The sequence below is a fragment of the Umbribacter vaginalis genome (assembly GCA_001552935.1).
In the GTDB taxonomy this organism is placed as follows: Bacteria; Actinomycetota; Coriobacteriia; order Coriobacteriales; family Eggerthellaceae; genus Berryella; species Berryella vaginalis.
The window spans coordinates 1-15,448 of sequence record KQ959685.1; the positions used below are offsets into that span (position 1 = coordinate 1).

Genomic DNA, 15,448 nt, shown 5'->3' on the forward strand with positions numbered 1-15,448 from the left:
CAAATTTCTTTTGGACACCAAAGAATAGAGAATCTCAGCTTAGGTCAAGATCTAACGTTGGTGCGAATTCATTTTGTAAATCCAACTTCAAAATATGCCCGTTATGGAATTATTTCTAAATAGAGTTGAATCACATAAGCTTATCCCTCGCAATTTACTTAGATTAAGTTCCGAAACGAAAATAATTCTAAATAGAAAAACGTAGACTCATGGAAATAATGACTCAGTTAAAAAATAATTATCGTAAAAGTGCTGATGGTGCTAGTTGAGCTTTTTTGGGGCTGAGAATTGTGTAGTAATATTGGTTGGAAGACCGACCAATATTACTCTATGTGTTGTAATGACAATGTGTTGAATATAAACTAATATTTGTCTATTATAAAAGGAAAAAGAGGTATCATATATGGCTACTACGAATTTAAATATTAGAACAGATAAGGAAATTAAAGAACAAGCTGATAAGATTTTTTCAGAACTCGGGCTCAATATGACAACAGCAATTAACATGTTTTTGCGAACAACTATACGTGAGAACGGGATTCCTTTTTCTCTTAAATTAGAGACACCCAATGACATAACTATTGCTGCTATTGAGGAGGGACGACGGATTGCATCTGATCCTCATGTAAAGGGTTATCGCAATATGGAAGATTTAAAGACGGCACTTGATTTATAAAATACGAAGTAAAATTCACGAATCAATTCAAAAAAGACCTTAAATTAGCTAGAAAACAAAATAAAAATATAGACAACCTTTTAGAGATAATTGATATTTTAGCTAATGGGGGCACGTTAGAGAATAAATATTGTGATCACGGTCTGTCTGGAAAATATAGCGGCACAAGAGAATGTCATATTGAATCAGATTGGCTTTTAGTTTATGAAATTAAGAATGAAGTTCTTGTTTTGATGTTATATCGACTGGGTACACATTCAGAATTGTTTAACAAATAAACTGATACGTTTTAAAGAAATTGAATTATGCGTTTATTGTATGAAGTTGCAGATATTTTTAGATGGGAATAAGAGGGCTTCTGTGATTTTTGCGAATCATTATTTGATTTCTCATGGTAAGGGCTTGTTGGTTATTCCAGAACATAAGGTTCCTGAGTTTAAGAAGTTGCTTGTTGAATATTATGAGGGTGAAGATTTGCAGGTGATTGCTTCGTTTATGAGGGAATATTGTTGGCGGCATTAAACGAGCACGATGGCGCTGGAAGCATAAACGCGCACGATGATTATTGAGGGCAACAGTATAAGTTACAAAACTAGCTTGTTGACTGCGTCAGATACGATATCATATGTTCAATTCTTTGCTTACATTCGTCGCTTTGGTCCCAAACACCGCGCCCAACATAAGTTTGTGCCATACGAACGAACGGCCAACTACCATAGGGATGCTGGAGAGCCGCTACCAATTCGGGATTAGAAACTTTTTCTAACAAGAAATTTTCCAGTTTATGAGTGCTCATAACAATGCGTACATATTTGTTGGTGTAGCGAGGAATACCGATCGCCGCTACTCGATCATCCCAGTTGGGTGGATGAAGAAATACTTTTGTGCCAGGTCGAAAATGGCGTGTGCCATGGACACGCCGCTTGTCTTCTCCTATAACATTTTCAGCTCGCACCGTTGCGGTCAAGCACCAAATCCACGCAGGAATTTTTGGCCCGGTAGCAATCAACTGGGAAAACGCCGTATAAAACTCTTCTTCGTGAGAGCAACCGAGCACCTCAGACATTTGCCCGTCGAAGATTCGGGTACACACCCACCCTCCACCAGCTATAAGAGTGAAATCACATGCATAAAATGTGTTATACGTTATATCTCTAAAGGCATCTATGATCTGCTGAGGCGGCGTTGGCACTTTCTGCGCAGACTCCCGCGCAAGCTCTGTTCTATCTTCGCTATTATCGTCTTCATACTCCCGCAACGGCTCAGTAGAGGATTGAAAAAAGGGCTCCCCGTAATAATAAAACACGCGGTACACCACAGGACAACCCTTATAATATACGCGCGGAGCATATAATTCAAAGAACGCTTCCCCAGTAAACGCGTTTCCCTTTTCTTGTATGAAATCGTTTACGCGCTGCTCATACGTACTGGAAGAATGTTCGCTGATGATGAAATACTCTCCCTTAAAATCGGGTAATGGTCCATTGTCATCTCTAATGACATACACCGTTGCCGGCTCATACTCACCACCGCATGAACCGACCAACGCGCCGACAGTAGTTCTATCAAGCAGGTATTTTGATAAGTTGGGATTATGCACTACCCTGTACTCCCATTTGCCAGAAAAGGCTGCGCTTACGTCTGTTATGAGTTTATAACCGTGCAAAGACAGATCATGCGCAAGACGCTTATAATTTTCCTCGCTCGTTGAGTGACAACGGAGAATGGTTGGCAGATTATGCTGCGAAGCCTGCTCACATTCGAGAGCGTGACCCTTGAGAAAGCTATCATAGTTGAAACAGTGAACTTCAAAAAAAGGATTTTGACGCGCGACACTCCACTCTCGCATCCAGGCCATTGCAGGAGAAGAATTATCGCGTCGAGACGCCTCAAATAACAATGCGATCGTGTGCACAGTAGTCCTCTCTATATAATGATGACACCTTCATAAGCGAGGGTGTCATCACAGAGCCTGACCCATTCTGGGTCCGAACTAAGCAGTCCGCATATTTATATGTGCAAGTATGAGTATATCGAACAAGGGGGAATTTGACAATCACAATGGCGAACAATAATGTCAGTTCGTCCTTGTGCCGTTGTGCCAATGTGGAACAAAAAGAGGCGCATACCAGCTCCTTCCCTTGCCTGCCCGTTCCTGTTCCTGCACACTCCTTTCCTTGCCTTTCTGCTCCTTTTCCGTTCCTGCCCGTTCGTTCCCCGTTCCTTCCCGTGCTTTTCCTTGCCTGCCCGTTCCTTATACATGTATGAGCTACGTTTGTGCAGATTGCGCACGAGATCACACTGTAACGTGCTCATGAAGCGGCACTCCTTGCAGGATCGCTCATAGCGAAATGGCCATTACGTGCAAATGAGACTCGTATGGCTACTATATCCTTGCTATCTTAGCTAAAATTATTCTCGTTGGTGGTAGTGTAAAACCCTGACATACGAAGGAAGGCATTCTGATTGCAGGGCTACTTGGCTTCCTCCTGAATCCGGAAATGATATATCGATAGGTGTATGTGGATAGTTTCATAGGTGTATGTAAGCCATATCGAAAAGTTTTATAAATGAATGTATACTTTAATTCACACAGTATATTGCACTGCCCGGTTGCCTGTCATAAAATAAGCCCAAAGAAATTGAACATTATAGCGATCAGTTTACTGATCGAGGGACGTGTAAATTAAAGTCTACTTTTAAGACGCCTTATTCTTTATACGCTTCCTATGCTGTATTGGGAGAAACAATGAAACGCAACAAAAAGAAACCATGTGCAGTTTTACCTGTTATTTTAAGTATTGGCATGTGCGCAACCACCGTTGGCGCAGTAGCAGCAGCTCCTACCCCTGCATATGCGGCAGTAGCTGCCGTTTTGCCGTCTTCTGCAGGGTCGAATGAAAACCCGCTTCCGCCTGTGCGCACGAGCTTAACGAAAGAGGAAGCTGAGCAAATGGCAGGTTGCGAAGTCTATATTGATGAAGCTAATCGAGAGTATGTCATTCGTCCTAAAAATGGTGCTAACGAGGGCATCATTTCTGATTCATCCAACATTTGGACAGAAGATTTTAAGAGAATGCGAAAGAAGCTCAGCGGACAGGATAATCCTAATACTATTCTTAAACGTGATTGGCCAATTCGTTTTGATAAGCGTATTTATTTTTATATGCATGTAAAAGGCGATTACGATTACTCGCCTCTGTTTATGAGCATACAACCTGATACCATTAATATGGGAGATAATGTTAGCATTAAATTTATAAAAGATATGGAAAACTTCTTTGCACAAGCTCATATTCTAGACGGATTACATCACATTAATGGAATAGAGAAGTGGGATACAGCTCACGTAACCATCATGAAAAATATGTTTAGTGACGCCCATCAACTTGAGGGTAAATTAGATCTCTCTAGATGGAATGTGTCAAAAAACTGGCATTTTGATAATATGTTTTCGTTCGTTGGCAATGATAATGATAGCTTTGTCCTTAATTTCAGTAATAAAAAGTTTATGAATCAGACACATGTTGATTATATGTTCAGTTCGTTCCACGGTGTTTTGATTGCGAATAATTGGACAGTTGAAGATTCAAATGCTCCGAAAAATCCTATTCGAGAGTTGATGGACGGTCAAAACTTTCTCCTTACGTATAAGAAAGATAATGAATGGATAGACAAAAGCGCACATCTACTTATTACGGATAACCCAATAATCCTTGAAAAGAATAAAACCAAACAGTACAAGTACTATAAAAAAGTCAAAGTCATTTACAAAACCAAGGACAAGGAACAGCAGGTAGAGCTCGAACTTCCGGCCGTCTACGATTCGCGTATCGACGATAACGGCAAACTTGACGCTTCAAAACCAGCATGCAGCGATCCTATGAAGGTTGTTAAGCCGCAGATTGACGAAGCGATTATAAACGCCGTTAAGGAAATGCGCACGAAAAATCCTGCGCTTAACTTGCCTGAAAACGTTATTCCTGTACCTGTGCATGAGGTTAAGGATACTGATTCGCCTACCGCACTTTTCCAAACGTATTATTTGGCAACCATAAAAGAAGAGGTAACAAAAGCCAAGACGACGTACACAGCTGATCCGAACTTGGAATATAAAAAAGTCGAATATGACCCTAATCCTCAAGACGGTAAAAAGCAAGTCATAACTGGCGCAATTAAGAACGGCGCTTGGGATCCTGATGCTACTTCGGAAAAAGAAATAACAAAGGCTGTGGATGGTAAAGCACGCGTAGGCAATAAAAAAGTTGAAGGAGAGAAGATTCAGCCAGGCGTAATCTATCAAGCCGACAGCTCGCTTGATTACAAAAAAGAGCAGACGACAGAAGGAACCGAGGGCACGAAGACCACAACTACAATTTATAAAGTTGATGAGAATACGGGACTGACAAATACTGTTCAGTCTAGCGAAAGCAAAACAACAACAGCCGCGATAGACAAAGTCATCAAAGTCGGCAACGTAGAGAAAAAGACCGGCAAGATTCCTTTCAAGAAAACTTATGAAGGAAATCCGGATCTTACTTATCAAAAACAGGAAACAAAAACTGTCGGACAAAACGGCAAAGAAGAAGTTGCTTTGACTTACAAGGTAGATGCTAAAACTGGCTTAACGTCGGAAGTTGAAGCGAAAAAAGGCTTGTGCACGGAACCGGTTAATGAAGTTATACAAGTCGGCAATAAGGAAGTTATTCAAAACAACGACGGCTCAACTACGACTAAGACTTATAAAGTCAACCCGGATGACGGCACTTTAAGTGATCCGACGGTGGTAACCTCGCGCCCGTGGACCGATATTGCCAGCGGAGCAGCAGTCTCTGAAGTTTTAAAGGCTAAAATGACTTATGTGGCCGATGAATCACTGCCTTATGGCCAAACGCAGAAAGTAAGTGACCCTAAAGACGGGGAGAAGATAACAACCCCGACAGGTAAAGTGGAAAACGGCAAATGGGTCGAAGGTGAACCGAAAGTCGAAATTACGGCAGCCGTAAACGGTGTAACCAAAGTCGGCAACAAGAAAGTTGAAACCGAGGATATTCAACCGACTACAGTCTATGAGGCCGACAGCACCCTTGATTACAAGAAAGAGCAGCTGACAGAAGGCGCCAAGGGAACTAAAACCACAACTACAATTTATAAAGTTGATGAGAATACGGGACTGACGAATACTGTTCAGTCTAGTGAAAGTAAAACAACAACGCCCGCTAAAGAAAAAGTCATCAAAGTCGGCAACGTGAAAACCGAAACTGAAGTTATTAAATGCAAGACTATCTATATTGCGGATGACACGCTTGCTTATGAAGCAAAAGAAGACAAAACTGCCGGTAAAGACGGTTCCAAGACAGTCACAACCACGTATAAAGTGAATAAAACTACCGGTCTTAGCGCAGACGTTGAAGACACTCAAGAAAAAAAGGTCGATCCGACAGACCATGTGGTAAGAGTCGGCAATAAGCAGGTTACGCATGAGGGCGATAAGACTATTACTACTACGTACGATGTCGATCCGAATACAGGTAAATTAACCAATCCGAAAAAGCACACCTCTATGCCAGCAGGTAATTTGACACCGGCTAAGAATTTGCCAAAGACAGTAACCTTCAAAGATGGTGATAAGCAGGTTGCAAGTGTTAAGGTTGAAAAGGGTCAAGCAATTGCAACTGATAATTTGACCGACCAATCTATGCCAAAAGATCCTATAAAGTCTGGTTACACATTCAAAGGTTGGAACACAAAAGCCGATGGTCAAGGTACAGCGTTTACTGGTACAACAACCGTAGATAATGATTTGACCGTGTATGCGATGTATACGCAGAACCCCGTAACGCCACCAGCGCCAACTCCAGGCCCGCTACCAACGCCCACGCCAGCACCCACACCAACGCCCACACCCGAGCCTACACCAGCACCCACACCAGTGCCAACCCCTAATCCACCAGCGCCAGCGCCCACGCCAGTGCCCGCGCTGCCTATGCAACCAGCACAAACACTCGCGCCGGAACATCCATTGGCCAAGACGCACGCACCCAAACACATGCGCGCAGACGTGCTGCCCCAAACAGGCGAAACATCTTTACTTGGCACACTGTTAGCAGCTTTGGGCCTTTCAATTACCGGGCTTGGTGTGCTTTACAAGAAGAAAACGCCGCGAAAAGGCAAGCATCTGTCTGAATAGCCTGGAGCTTTGCGTAAATGAATTCTGGCCTGTAAAACTCGCAGTTACAGGCCAGAATCGTATAAACGAACAAGCAAGCACAAGAGGCCAGAAATTGAACGGCTTAACTCAAAGTGGATTGAATGATAAGTGGAAAAATGGTTATAAGTCGGTTTTATCTGGTGATGTGAAACCAACTTAGAAATATGTCCGTTATGGAATTATTTCTAAATAGAGTTGAATTACATAAGTTGATCCTTCAGTCATGCCCCTATAATGGTGTAAAATTCCGCGCCAAAAAGAGCCAAAAAGAGCCAAAAGATCCAAGAACCCCATACCCCTTCCCTTCTTCAAATTCTTCGTGACAAGCAAAAAAACGGTTGACTGTTACTTCAAAAATGGTACTATAAATAGCACCAAGGTACTATAAATGTAACCAAAAGGCGTTCACATGGAAGTTGTCATCAAAAATAGGATAGCGATATTCCGCAAAGAAAAAGGACTGTCGCAACACCGCCTGGCAAAAGCTGTCGGTCTAAAGCGCAGGTCAATTATGGCGTACGAGAACAACATCATTAGCCCCACCTTAGAAACAGCGTACAAAATTTCTCTCGTGTTAGGAAAAGACATCAAAGAAGTATTCATACTCAGTGATTGGAGTGAATTATGAGCCTTTTTATGTATGACATGGACGAACTTAGATCGCAGGTACAAGAGGCTTTTGGCGACACGGAACATTATTTGGTGGTCGTGAAGCACAACAACTGGCAAAGCGACATCATCAAACTCTTCATCAATACACTGTACTACGCAACAGACAGCAGTCGCCAATTCATTGTGTATTTTAGCCCTAAAGGTATTTACGAAAAGGAACTGGGCACGCCGCTCAAGAGCGATTTTGTTTTAATGCCGTGGCATGAAATTGAGGAATTGAGTCTTAAGCCATGGTGGACGTACAAGGTTATCCGTTTCTTGCATCTTGGTAAAAACATGGGTTATGACGTGAGATTCTGGGGAAGAGTCAACAAAGACAATAAAGCTAATTTGGAGAATTTGGTGGCGAAGAACTGGAGAAGAGATCTCTAACAACCTACGCAAAGCGAACGGGAACAAGAGTACGAACGTGAACACGAACGGGAAGAAGAACGGGAACATCACAAGAGAATAGCGAACGCGGTATCAAACGTGAATACGAACGTGAACACTGCACGTTACTTCTGGTCAGCGCATGCACTTGCTTTCGTTTCATAACTCGATGACGCTCGCTGTTCATCAATTGTAGTAGCTTTCGTTTCGTAATCCGATGGTTATTTCCGGCCAACGCTCGTAATCACTCTCATCGCATCGCCCGCCGTTACGTTCGTCGTATCGCCCGATATTACGTTCGTTTTGCCACCATGGGTTTGCCACCATGGGTTTGTCACCATAAGTCGAAACATGTAAGAAAAAGTTTGCAATAGATATTAGGCGCAACTACGATGCGGTTATATAATAAATGCAAGCTTTCGCGCAGACGACCACGCAGGCCACCGCACACGACCACGCAGGCGCCCATGCAGACCACCACACACGACCACGCAGGCGCCCACACTACACATACTCTCAGCGTAGTGGCTTGCAACAGGCATGACATTCGATCTTGGAGGTACCATAATGGCCGATCAGGAACATAATTCTCAAAACAAAAACTCTTGCATGCTCACACCTGCAGATTTTGCTGCACTCGCGTCTAAGGACGATGGATATTTTAATCAAAAGGGTGCTCGCCACTATACCATGTCAAATTATACTGACGCAGTACAGTACTATCATATTGCAGCGGCTATGGGTAACTGTGATGCCATATCAAACTTAGGTTACTGCTATCTTTATGGCAGAAATATGGAACAAAACACCTCTCTTGCCTTGGCGTACTTCCGCATAGCTGCCTCTCACGGTCATATTGATGCGCTCTATAAATTGGGAGATATTTACTCAAGGGATACCTGGGTCACTAAAGATGTGGAACTATCAACATATTATTATCTTAAAGCTGCAAATTTCATTGTTGATCAAAACTGGGGCACCAATCCAGAAGTTATCTTGGCATACACTGAACTTCAAGACTACCCAAGCTTGTGTTTTGCACTTGGAAGAGAGCTTCTACCAAAAGGCACGCTTTTCACCAACGTTGAAGCGGCATATCTTTTTCTTAAGCATGCCGAACAAGGATATCAAACATTTATCACAAATGGTCAAACGATGTATGAAAAAAGTTATAAGCACGTGCAAGAACTTCTTGCGCAATCACAATTTAACGATTTTCGTAAAAAGTATAGTGACGTACAGGAATAACTTAGTGCTCAAATTACCTCCTTGCCGTGGTTGTTAACGTGTATTCCCTAGAAGTGCTTTTCAATACGATGCGTGATACCCTTTTACGTGGGAATCTTTTTACGTGGTAGCCTTATTGCACGGTTTCCTTTTTACGTAGTTATCAACACGCATTTCTCGGGAGTAGTACCTCGTGCGATAAGCTGTGCTATGGGCTGGTTTCATACACACACTACGACATGCACTACGATATGCATCCTCGTTTGGGCGTTAAATTCAAGTTGCACTTGAAAATTACGCCCATAATGGGTACTAATGCCCGTGTCGAACAAAACATACAAAAGCAAATAAACACAAACGCAAGTAACACTGACAGGCAAACTACACGAACGTGCACGAATTGAACGTTTAACAGGAAAAATATAAACACACAAACGGTAGAGCAAAGCTACGCAAAGAATTTCATGCCAACGTTATAATGTTGATTACCCAATGATTGCGCGCCAGATAAAAACGTTCTTGAACAGATATCTTTGAATGAACTGCACTTGTATCAGGTAAGTTAGCGTTACGTTGTGTTAACCTGAACAGTATTTATGCAGATAGGAGTGTACACATATGAACGTCACAGAAGCGCTATTTGCGCTGCAAGATACGTCATATGCCGCTTTTCAGGCGAGTTTGGTTCCGACTATTCCGCGCGCAACGGTTATCGGAGTGCGCGTTCCACAGGCCAGGGCGCTTGCAAAACGGCTTGCCAATACCACCGATGAGCAGCACTTTCTAAAAGATCTGCCGCATACTTACTACGACGAAAACATCCTCCACGCGCTTTTGCTTTCTGAAATGAAAACCTATGACGCATGTGTTGCAGCAATTGACGCGTTTTTGCCCTACGTCGACAACTGGGCTGTGTGCGATATCTTGTCACCCAAAAGCTTTAAGACGTATAAGCAGGCGAACGAGGCGGCGTTATTGGCAAAAATTAAGGCATGGACGGCATCGGAAGAAACCTATACGCGCCGCTTCGGTATTGAAATGTTAATGACGCATTTTCTTGATGAGGCGTTTAAGCCTGATTATTTGGCCATACCGGTTTCTGCGCAGAGTGATGAGTACTATGTTCGCATGATGATTGCATGGTTTTTTGCAACGGCGCTGGCAAAACAATGGGACGCTACCATACCGTACATCGAAAACCACTGCCTTGACGCGCAAACGCACAATAAAGCGATTCAGAAAGCGCGAGAAAGTAATCGCATTTCAGCAGCGCAAAAAGAGTACTTAAAGTCGCTTAAATAGAAGCGCGTGCAAACAACCACCGCCATTCACTAGCGCGAGGAACGGTGCCGCTCTTCCATCGGCACTTCCCGGCTCCCGCCGCGTTCCCCCTGTTTCACCACGCACCGATTGAGCGCTGACGCATTTTCCTAGCCCCACATCATACACACCGCTCGCGTTTCCACCGGCGCCCACCGAGTTTCCCTCGCTATCCGTAACCGCCCAGGAGCAGCGCGTCTCCAACACCTGCATGCGTTATTGCATCTCCTTTTTCCCAAAGCGTGTTATAGCTATCAACAATACCAAAGCAGCTATTGCAACAGCGCAAGGCAGAAATGGGAAAAGCGCAAACCCATCCCCTACATTCATTGACGAAACAGCATGCAAAGAACGAGAAACCAAGTAGCCGCTATAACAAGGAGGATATGCTACCCACAATGGAGTGTTAGCTGCTAAAATTCCAGGGATAACAAGCAGTATGTTTAAGCCAACTGATAGCAGCGGCTTGTCAAACAGCACCGTAATTGCCCACATAATTGCTACGCTTGGAATCATCGTTAAAAACAAAGCGCAACACCATTGCAGCACATAGGGCAAAGGAAGCGTTTCTGTAATGCCACTGCTCTGTGTTGCAAATAATCCTGCTAGCACAAATACTACGAAAAATACAGCCATTTCCATAAACAGATACCACAGCAATACGCAAAACTTTGCAGCAGAAAGTGCATAGCGGCTTAACGGAAGCGCCAACATCTTTGCTATTCCATTATTCGCCGTTTCCCGTCCTGCAATCATCACGCACACAACAATCATGCTCAAAGGAAGAAGATAATAGGCATATACCAATGCGCTTTGAATAAACATAGCTGCCCATGCGTTTGTGTATTCAGGAGTGAAATACCTATGAAGGCTTGCTACACCAGATAAAACAACTAACAATGGAGCAATAAAAATTAAAAGAAAGATTTTACTTCGTTTTACTTTCAGAACTTCAATTTTAAGTAGTTCAAAAAAACTCATGTCCATGCTCTCCTTATTCAGAACATCTTCAACTCACTTGCGTGGCTTATTCATAACACCAACGCCATATCGCGCAAACCACCAGTTCACGGTGCCACCATAATGCGCAAACCACCAGCTCACGGCGGCAACGGATAGCACAAACCGCCAGTTCCCGAAACTTATTCATAGCGACGATGTTGCGCTACCCACAATCCAGCACCTAAAAACAGAAGTATTTCAAAAAGAGCAATTGCTACAACGGTGCCATCGGGTTGCGCACTCATAGCAACGGCTGGTTTTAGCATAAGTACGAAAGGCGATACATTAAAAACCAGATTGTTCGACATAGCAAGTGCCATACCACTCAGAAATCCAATAACTCCAATCCCCAGGTTAATCCACATATTTTCAAACCATGACGCCACAAAAAGCATAAAAGACAACACGGGCATCGAAGTCACAAACGAATAACTCGCAAAACATATAAAGGTAGTTACCTCAAAACTACCATGCGGTAAGTCGGTAACACCAATAATGGCAAGAGCGGCATTTTGAATACAAATAGCAATCAGCAATAATGCTGTCATCAGCAGAAATTTACAAAAATACATAGCAGGAACACTCATAGGCAGCGTATACAGCTTTTTTACAGCGCTTCCTTTAAATTCCATGTTATATATAATGCAAGCTGCAACGATAATGCCGAACATGTTTAATACCATAATCATGCCGTACAGTTGCGTTAAAAGAATGTCCATAGGAGCTAACGGTAAGTTTAATAACGTGTCTTTTCGCACGATGAAATTTACAAAAGCATACGCTGCACCCAAAATGCCCACAGCAACCATAAGAGGAATAAAACCCGCCCGCCTACATTTCTGCAGCTCAATTACTAATGTTTTCATAATCGCGCCCTCTGTTTTTTGTTGAGATTGTCTTTTTCAATCATCGATAGAAACATATCTTCCAAATTATCCGCAGCAAAACCAGACGCCAAAGCATGCAGGCGCAGATCATCTAAGCTGCCTTCAAACAACAAGCGTCCATGATTAAGTATCCCAATATCGTCTGCCATGAGCTCAATTTCAGATAGCATATGAGAAGAAATAAGCACCGTGCAATCATATAAATGAGGTAGCGATTTAATCAAATTACGAATTTCATGAATGCCCGAAGGATCAAGTCCGTTTGTTGGCTCATCCAAAATTAGAATTGGTGGCCTTCCCAGCAACGCGCCTGCAAGCCCTAAGCGTTGTTTCATGCCAAGTGAATATTTCTTTGCAAGCCGATCGCCAAATTCAGAAAGCCCAACCAACTCTAACGCATCATCAACTGCATTGCCCGGCAGCCCTAAAATGCGGCGAATAATATCAAGATTTTCTCTCCCTGTTAAATTTGCATAAAACGATGGACTTTCAATAAACGAACCTATTTCCTTTAAAATTGCTATGCGATCAGCAGGAAACTGTTTTGCATCGATAGTAAAACTACCGCTTGTTGGAGCAGTAAGTCCTAACAGCATTTTCATCGTAGTAGATTTTCCTGCTCCATTTGGCCCTAGAAAACCGTAGATACTTCCTTTCCGAATATGAAGCGAAACATTATTAACAGCAATAAACGATTTGTACTGTTTTGTTAATCGATCTGTTGTAACAATATTGTTCATAGCACTATCTCCTTTCCTCACTTGATGATAGTGCGTGAACCTTGCAACAACATTCTGTGCGCCTTACATCTACCTTACATTGGCATACGCAAACAAAAAACGCAGCTTTACATGGCATACTATAACGAAAGGAGGTAGCGCTATGAATCAGGACAATTATTTATTATGTAAGCACATACTACTTGTCGATGATGAGCCAGAACTTCTTAGCATGGTTGTATCAATCTTGAATGAATATGGATTTCACCATATCAGCACTGCTCAAAACGTGAAAACTGCTCTTGTAGAAACGGAAAAACATTCTCCCGACCTGGCAATTCTTGATGTTATGCTTCCTGATGGAAACGGATTTGCTTTAATGGAGCAATTAAAGCGCTCAAGCGATTGTCCTGTTTTGTTTCTTACGGCGTGCGGGGAAGATGCCGATAAGCTCAAGGGCTTTGGTTTGGGCGCGGATGACTATATCGTTAAACCTTTTCTTCCAAAAGAGCTACTATTTCGCATAAGAGCAATTTTAAGACGCTGCTATAAAGATGAAACCCCTGTGGTGCAGCTAAAAAACAGCCAGATTAACTTTTCGGCTGGTGAAGTAATAAAAGGCGGCGAACATATTGCGCTCACCGCAAAAGAATACGATTTACTTTCAGCGCTATACAGAAATGCAGGGCGTATTATAACCATTGACGCTTTATGTGAAGCAGCGTGGGGCGACAATCCGTTTGGATATGAAAATTCGTTAATGGCACATATACGCCGCATTAGGGAAAAAATCGAGCTTAACCCATCACAACCTGTTTCACTTATAACAGCCAAAGGACTAGGCTACAAGCTTATTGTGGAAGAAAACTAAAGAGAAGTGACGAGAAGTGACGAGAACTAATATAAAAAGCATGCCAAAACTGATACGGCGTTTTATAGGCATTTTGCTGCTTAGTTCTATACTCATCCTGCTGATAAACGTTATAACGTGTGTCGTGCTTATCGCTCATTACGCTACCGATACCAACACTTCTCCCTACAAAATAGCGCAACAAACGGCCAATGCTTTGCATGAACGTCCAGATGGAGTATACGTATTGTCAGAAAACGCAGCTACTCAATTACACACGTCTGGAGCATGGGCACTGCTTATTGATAACAGCTCGCGTAGCGTAGTGTGGAAAACACACAATGTACCAGCTTCTATTCCATATCATTACACGTTGTCGGATATTGCAACTATAAGCACTGGCTATCTTGATAGCTATCCAACGTATGTCGGCGCCCATGACAAGGGCATTGTTGTTCTTGGCTTTCCACGCGATAGCTTTTGGAAGCACTCTCAGCCAAGTTGGAATTACCGCTTCATCTCAGATTTCCCGCAGATTATTCTTAGTATTCTTTGTATCAATATTGTGCTTATTCTTGGGATTTATGTAATAGCTAACATGAAACTTCTCACATCAATCAACCCCATTACAAAAGGAATACAGCGCTTATCAGACGGAGAACGCGTACACATTCCAGAAACAGGAGCACTTTCAGAAATAGCAGCACACATTAATTCCACGTCCGATATTTTGCAGCAACAAAAAGAACAGTTAAGACGTAAAGAAACTGCGCGTGCAAATTGGATAGCAGGAGTTTCACACGATATACGAACGCCACTTTCGATGGTTATGGGATACGCTGGTCAGTTAGAAAATTCGAGCCATCTTTTACAAGAAGAACGCAACTGCGCAGCAACAATTATGGCACAAAGCGAACGCATAAAAAATTTGATTAACGACCTTAATTTAGCTTCAAAGCTTGAATATAATATGCAGCCTCTTATGAAAAAAGAAGAAAATGTGGTTGCTGTTGTTCGACATGTTGTGGTTGATTTTATGAATATGGGGCTACCATCTGGGTTTTCCATTACGTGGGATACAAAAGAAAGCCTCAGTGTTTGCACCAGTATTATCGATAAAGAATTGTTGCAGCGAGCAATCTCAAATTTGATATGGAACAGCATCGTTCATAATGAGTATGGGTGTACGATTTATACATCCGTTTGCAAAGATGATACTCATTGCATTATTCGCGTTGAGGATAATGGTGTTGGTGTTTCAGATGAACAGCTGGAAATGCTCAACCATACACCGCACTATATGATCTGTGATACCAGTACTTCCGAACAGCGTCATGGCTTGGGACTTTTAATTGTAGAGCAGATTATTGACGCTCATAGCGGATCTGTTGAGATAAGTAAAAGCGAACATGGCGGCTTTATGACTACATTAGAGCTGCCACTGATACTACCGCACTAACAGCTAATCCGTCAGATACCATGGATACAACGCGGCGGTTAAACCTGTGTGAG

15 protein-coding genes are annotated in these 15,448 nt (G+C 42.6%); 10 read left to right on the top strand and 5 right to left on the bottom strand.

Features of this window, described 5'->3' with window-relative positions:
• Positions 1-403 precede the first annotated feature (403 nt).
• The 3 genes from HMPREF3190_RS03210 to HMPREF3190_RS03215 all read left to right on the top strand — a co-directional run bounded on the left by HMPREF3190_RS03210 (position 404) and on the right by HMPREF3190_RS03215 (position 1,198).
• On the top strand, positions 404-676 hold the full coding sequence (locus HMPREF3190_RS03210; protein ID WP_066780333.1) for a type II toxin-antitoxin system RelB/DinJ family antitoxin: 273 nt from the start codon (positions 404-406) through the stop codon (positions 674-676).
• On the top strand, positions 673-954 hold the full coding sequence (locus HMPREF3190_RS07260) for a type II toxin-antitoxin system YafQ family toxin (protein ID WP_082715142.1): 282 nt from the start codon (positions 673-675) through the stop codon (positions 952-954). Before HMPREF3190_RS03210 ends, HMPREF3190_RS07260 begins: the two co-directional genes overlap by 4 nt.
• Before the next feature lie 82 nt (positions 955-1,036).
• The gene (locus HMPREF3190_RS03215; protein ID WP_156425700.1) at positions 1,037-1,198 is read left to right on the top strand and encodes a hypothetical protein; all 162 of its coding nucleotides are present in this window, start codon (positions 1,037-1,039) and stop codon (positions 1,196-1,198) included.
• Positions 1,199-1,268: 70 nt separating this feature from the next.
• Here HMPREF3190_RS03215 and HMPREF3190_RS03220 read toward each other — a convergent pair whose 3' ends face one another.
• Complete coding sequence (locus HMPREF3190_RS03220) at positions 1,269-2,591, bottom strand: hypothetical protein (protein WP_449676105.1); 1,323 nt, start codon at positions 2,589-2,591, stop codon at positions 1,269-1,271.
• Positions 2,592-3,425: 834 nt separating this feature from the next.
• On the opposite strand from HMPREF3190_RS03220, the gene HMPREF3190_RS03230 reads away from it, so the two are divergent.
• The 5 genes from HMPREF3190_RS03230 (at position 3,426) to HMPREF3190_RS03255 (ending at position 10,460) form a co-directional block, all read left to right on the top strand.
• On the top strand, positions 3,426-6,866 hold the full coding sequence (locus tag HMPREF3190_RS03230) for a G5 domain-containing protein (protein ID WP_066780339.1): 3,441 nt from the start codon (positions 3,426-3,428) through the stop codon (positions 6,864-6,866).
• A 430-nt stretch (positions 6,867-7,296) separates the two neighbouring features.
• Entirely contained in the window at positions 7,297-7,515 is a 219-nt protein-coding gene (locus tag HMPREF3190_RS03235; RefSeq protein WP_055348202.1) for a helix-turn-helix transcriptional regulator, read from the top strand.
• A gap of 17 nt (positions 7,516-7,532) precedes the next feature.
• Positions 7,533-7,931: a hypothetical protein gene (locus tag HMPREF3190_RS03240; protein WP_449674626.1), complete on the top strand. Its 399-nt coding sequence runs from the start codon at positions 7,533-7,535 to the stop codon at positions 7,929-7,931.
• A gap of 567 nt (positions 7,932-8,498) precedes the next feature.
• Positions 8,499-9,179, top strand: a complete 681-nt coding sequence (locus tag HMPREF3190_RS03250) for a tetratricopeptide repeat protein (protein WP_066780348.1) — start codon at positions 8,499-8,501, stop codon at positions 9,177-9,179.
• Between the two features lie 597 nt (positions 9,180-9,776).
• A complete protein-coding gene (locus HMPREF3190_RS03255; protein ID WP_066780350.1) occupies positions 9,777-10,460 on the top strand; it encodes a DNA alkylation repair protein in 684 nt (227 codons plus the stop codon).
• 234 nt (positions 10,461-10,694) lie between these two features.
• On the opposite strand, the gene HMPREF3190_RS03265 is transcribed toward HMPREF3190_RS03255, so the two are convergent.
• From HMPREF3190_RS03265 to HMPREF3190_RS03275, 3 genes are all read right to left on the bottom strand, one after another.
• The gene (locus tag HMPREF3190_RS03265; protein WP_066780354.1) at positions 10,695-11,459 is read right to left on the bottom strand and encodes an ABC transporter permease; all 765 of its coding nucleotides are present in this window, start codon (positions 11,457-11,459) and stop codon (positions 10,695-10,697) included.
• 161 nt (positions 11,460-11,620) lie between these two features.
• Positions 11,621-12,346, bottom strand: coding sequence for an ABC transporter permease (locus tag HMPREF3190_RS03270; protein ID WP_066780355.1), 726 nt, complete (start codon positions 12,344-12,346; stop codon positions 11,621-11,623).
• Positions 12,343-13,107, bottom strand: coding sequence for an ABC transporter ATP-binding protein (locus tag HMPREF3190_RS03275; protein ID WP_066780359.1), 765 nt, complete (start codon positions 13,105-13,107; stop codon positions 12,343-12,345). The genes HMPREF3190_RS03270 and HMPREF3190_RS03275 overlap by 4 nt, the downstream gene beginning before the upstream one ends.
• A 142-nt stretch (positions 13,108-13,249) precedes the next feature.
• Between HMPREF3190_RS03275 and HMPREF3190_RS03280 the strand changes: the two genes are divergently transcribed.
• Positions 13,250-13,957: a response regulator transcription factor gene (locus tag HMPREF3190_RS03280; RefSeq protein WP_066780363.1), complete on the top strand. Its 708-nt coding sequence runs from the start codon at positions 13,250-13,252 to the stop codon at positions 13,955-13,957.
• Here HMPREF3190_RS03280 and HMPREF3190_RS07570 read toward each other — a convergent pair.
• Positions 13,938-14,159: a hypothetical protein gene (locus HMPREF3190_RS07570; RefSeq protein ID WP_449676109.1), complete on the bottom strand. Its 222-nt coding sequence runs from the start codon at positions 14,157-14,159 to the stop codon at positions 13,938-13,940. The two genes, HMPREF3190_RS03280 and HMPREF3190_RS07570, sit on opposite strands and share 20 nt — an antisense overlap.
• Before the next feature lie 24 nt (positions 14,160-14,183).
• Between HMPREF3190_RS07570 and HMPREF3190_RS03285 the strand changes: the two genes are divergently transcribed.
• Positions 14,184-15,395 carry a sensor histidine kinase gene (locus HMPREF3190_RS03285; protein ID WP_449676111.1) on the top strand — a complete coding sequence of 404 codons (1,212 nt, stop codon included), beginning with the start codon at positions 14,184-14,186 and terminating at the stop codon, positions 15,393-15,395.
• Positions 15,396-15,448 lie beyond the last annotated feature (53 nt).

Coding starts and splice junctions, on each gene's coding strand:
- HMPREF3190_RS03240 (WP_449674626.1), top strand. CDS start 7,533: ATGGACGAACTTAGATCGCAGGTACAAGAGGCTTTTGGCGACACGGAA.
- HMPREF3190_RS03270 (WP_066780355.1), bottom strand. CDS start 12,346: ATGAAAACATTAGTAATTGAGCTGCAGAAATGTAGGCGGGCGGGTTTT.
- HMPREF3190_RS03255 (WP_066780350.1), top strand. CDS start 9,777: ATGAACGTCACAGAAGCGCTATTTGCGCTGCAAGATACGTCATATGCC.
- HMPREF3190_RS03250 (WP_066780348.1), top strand. CDS start 8,499: ATGGCCGATCAGGAACATAATTCTCAAAACAAAAACTCTTGCATGCTC.
- HMPREF3190_RS03210 (WP_066780333.1), top strand. CDS start 404: ATGGCTACTACGAATTTAAATATTAGAACAGATAAGGAAATTAAAGAA.
- HMPREF3190_RS03275 (WP_066780359.1), bottom strand. CDS start 13,107: ATGAACAATATTGTTACAACAGATCGATTAACAAAACAGTACAAATCG.
- HMPREF3190_RS03265 (WP_066780354.1), bottom strand. CDS start 11,459: ATGAGTTTTTTTGAACTACTTAAAATTGAAGTTCTGAAAGTAAAACGA.
- HMPREF3190_RS07570 (WP_449676109.1), bottom strand. CDS start 14,159: ATGCAAAGCATTGGCCGTTTGTTGCGCTATTTTGTAGGGAGAAGTGTT.
- HMPREF3190_RS03235 (WP_055348202.1), top strand. CDS start 7,297: ATGGAAGTTGTCATCAAAAATAGGATAGCGATATTCCGCAAAGAAAAA.
- HMPREF3190_RS03230 (WP_066780339.1), top strand. CDS start 3,426: ATGAAACGCAACAAAAAGAAACCATGTGCAGTTTTACCTGTTATTTTA.
- HMPREF3190_RS03280 (WP_066780363.1), top strand. CDS start 13,250: ATGAATCAGGACAATTATTTATTATGTAAGCACATACTACTTGTCGAT.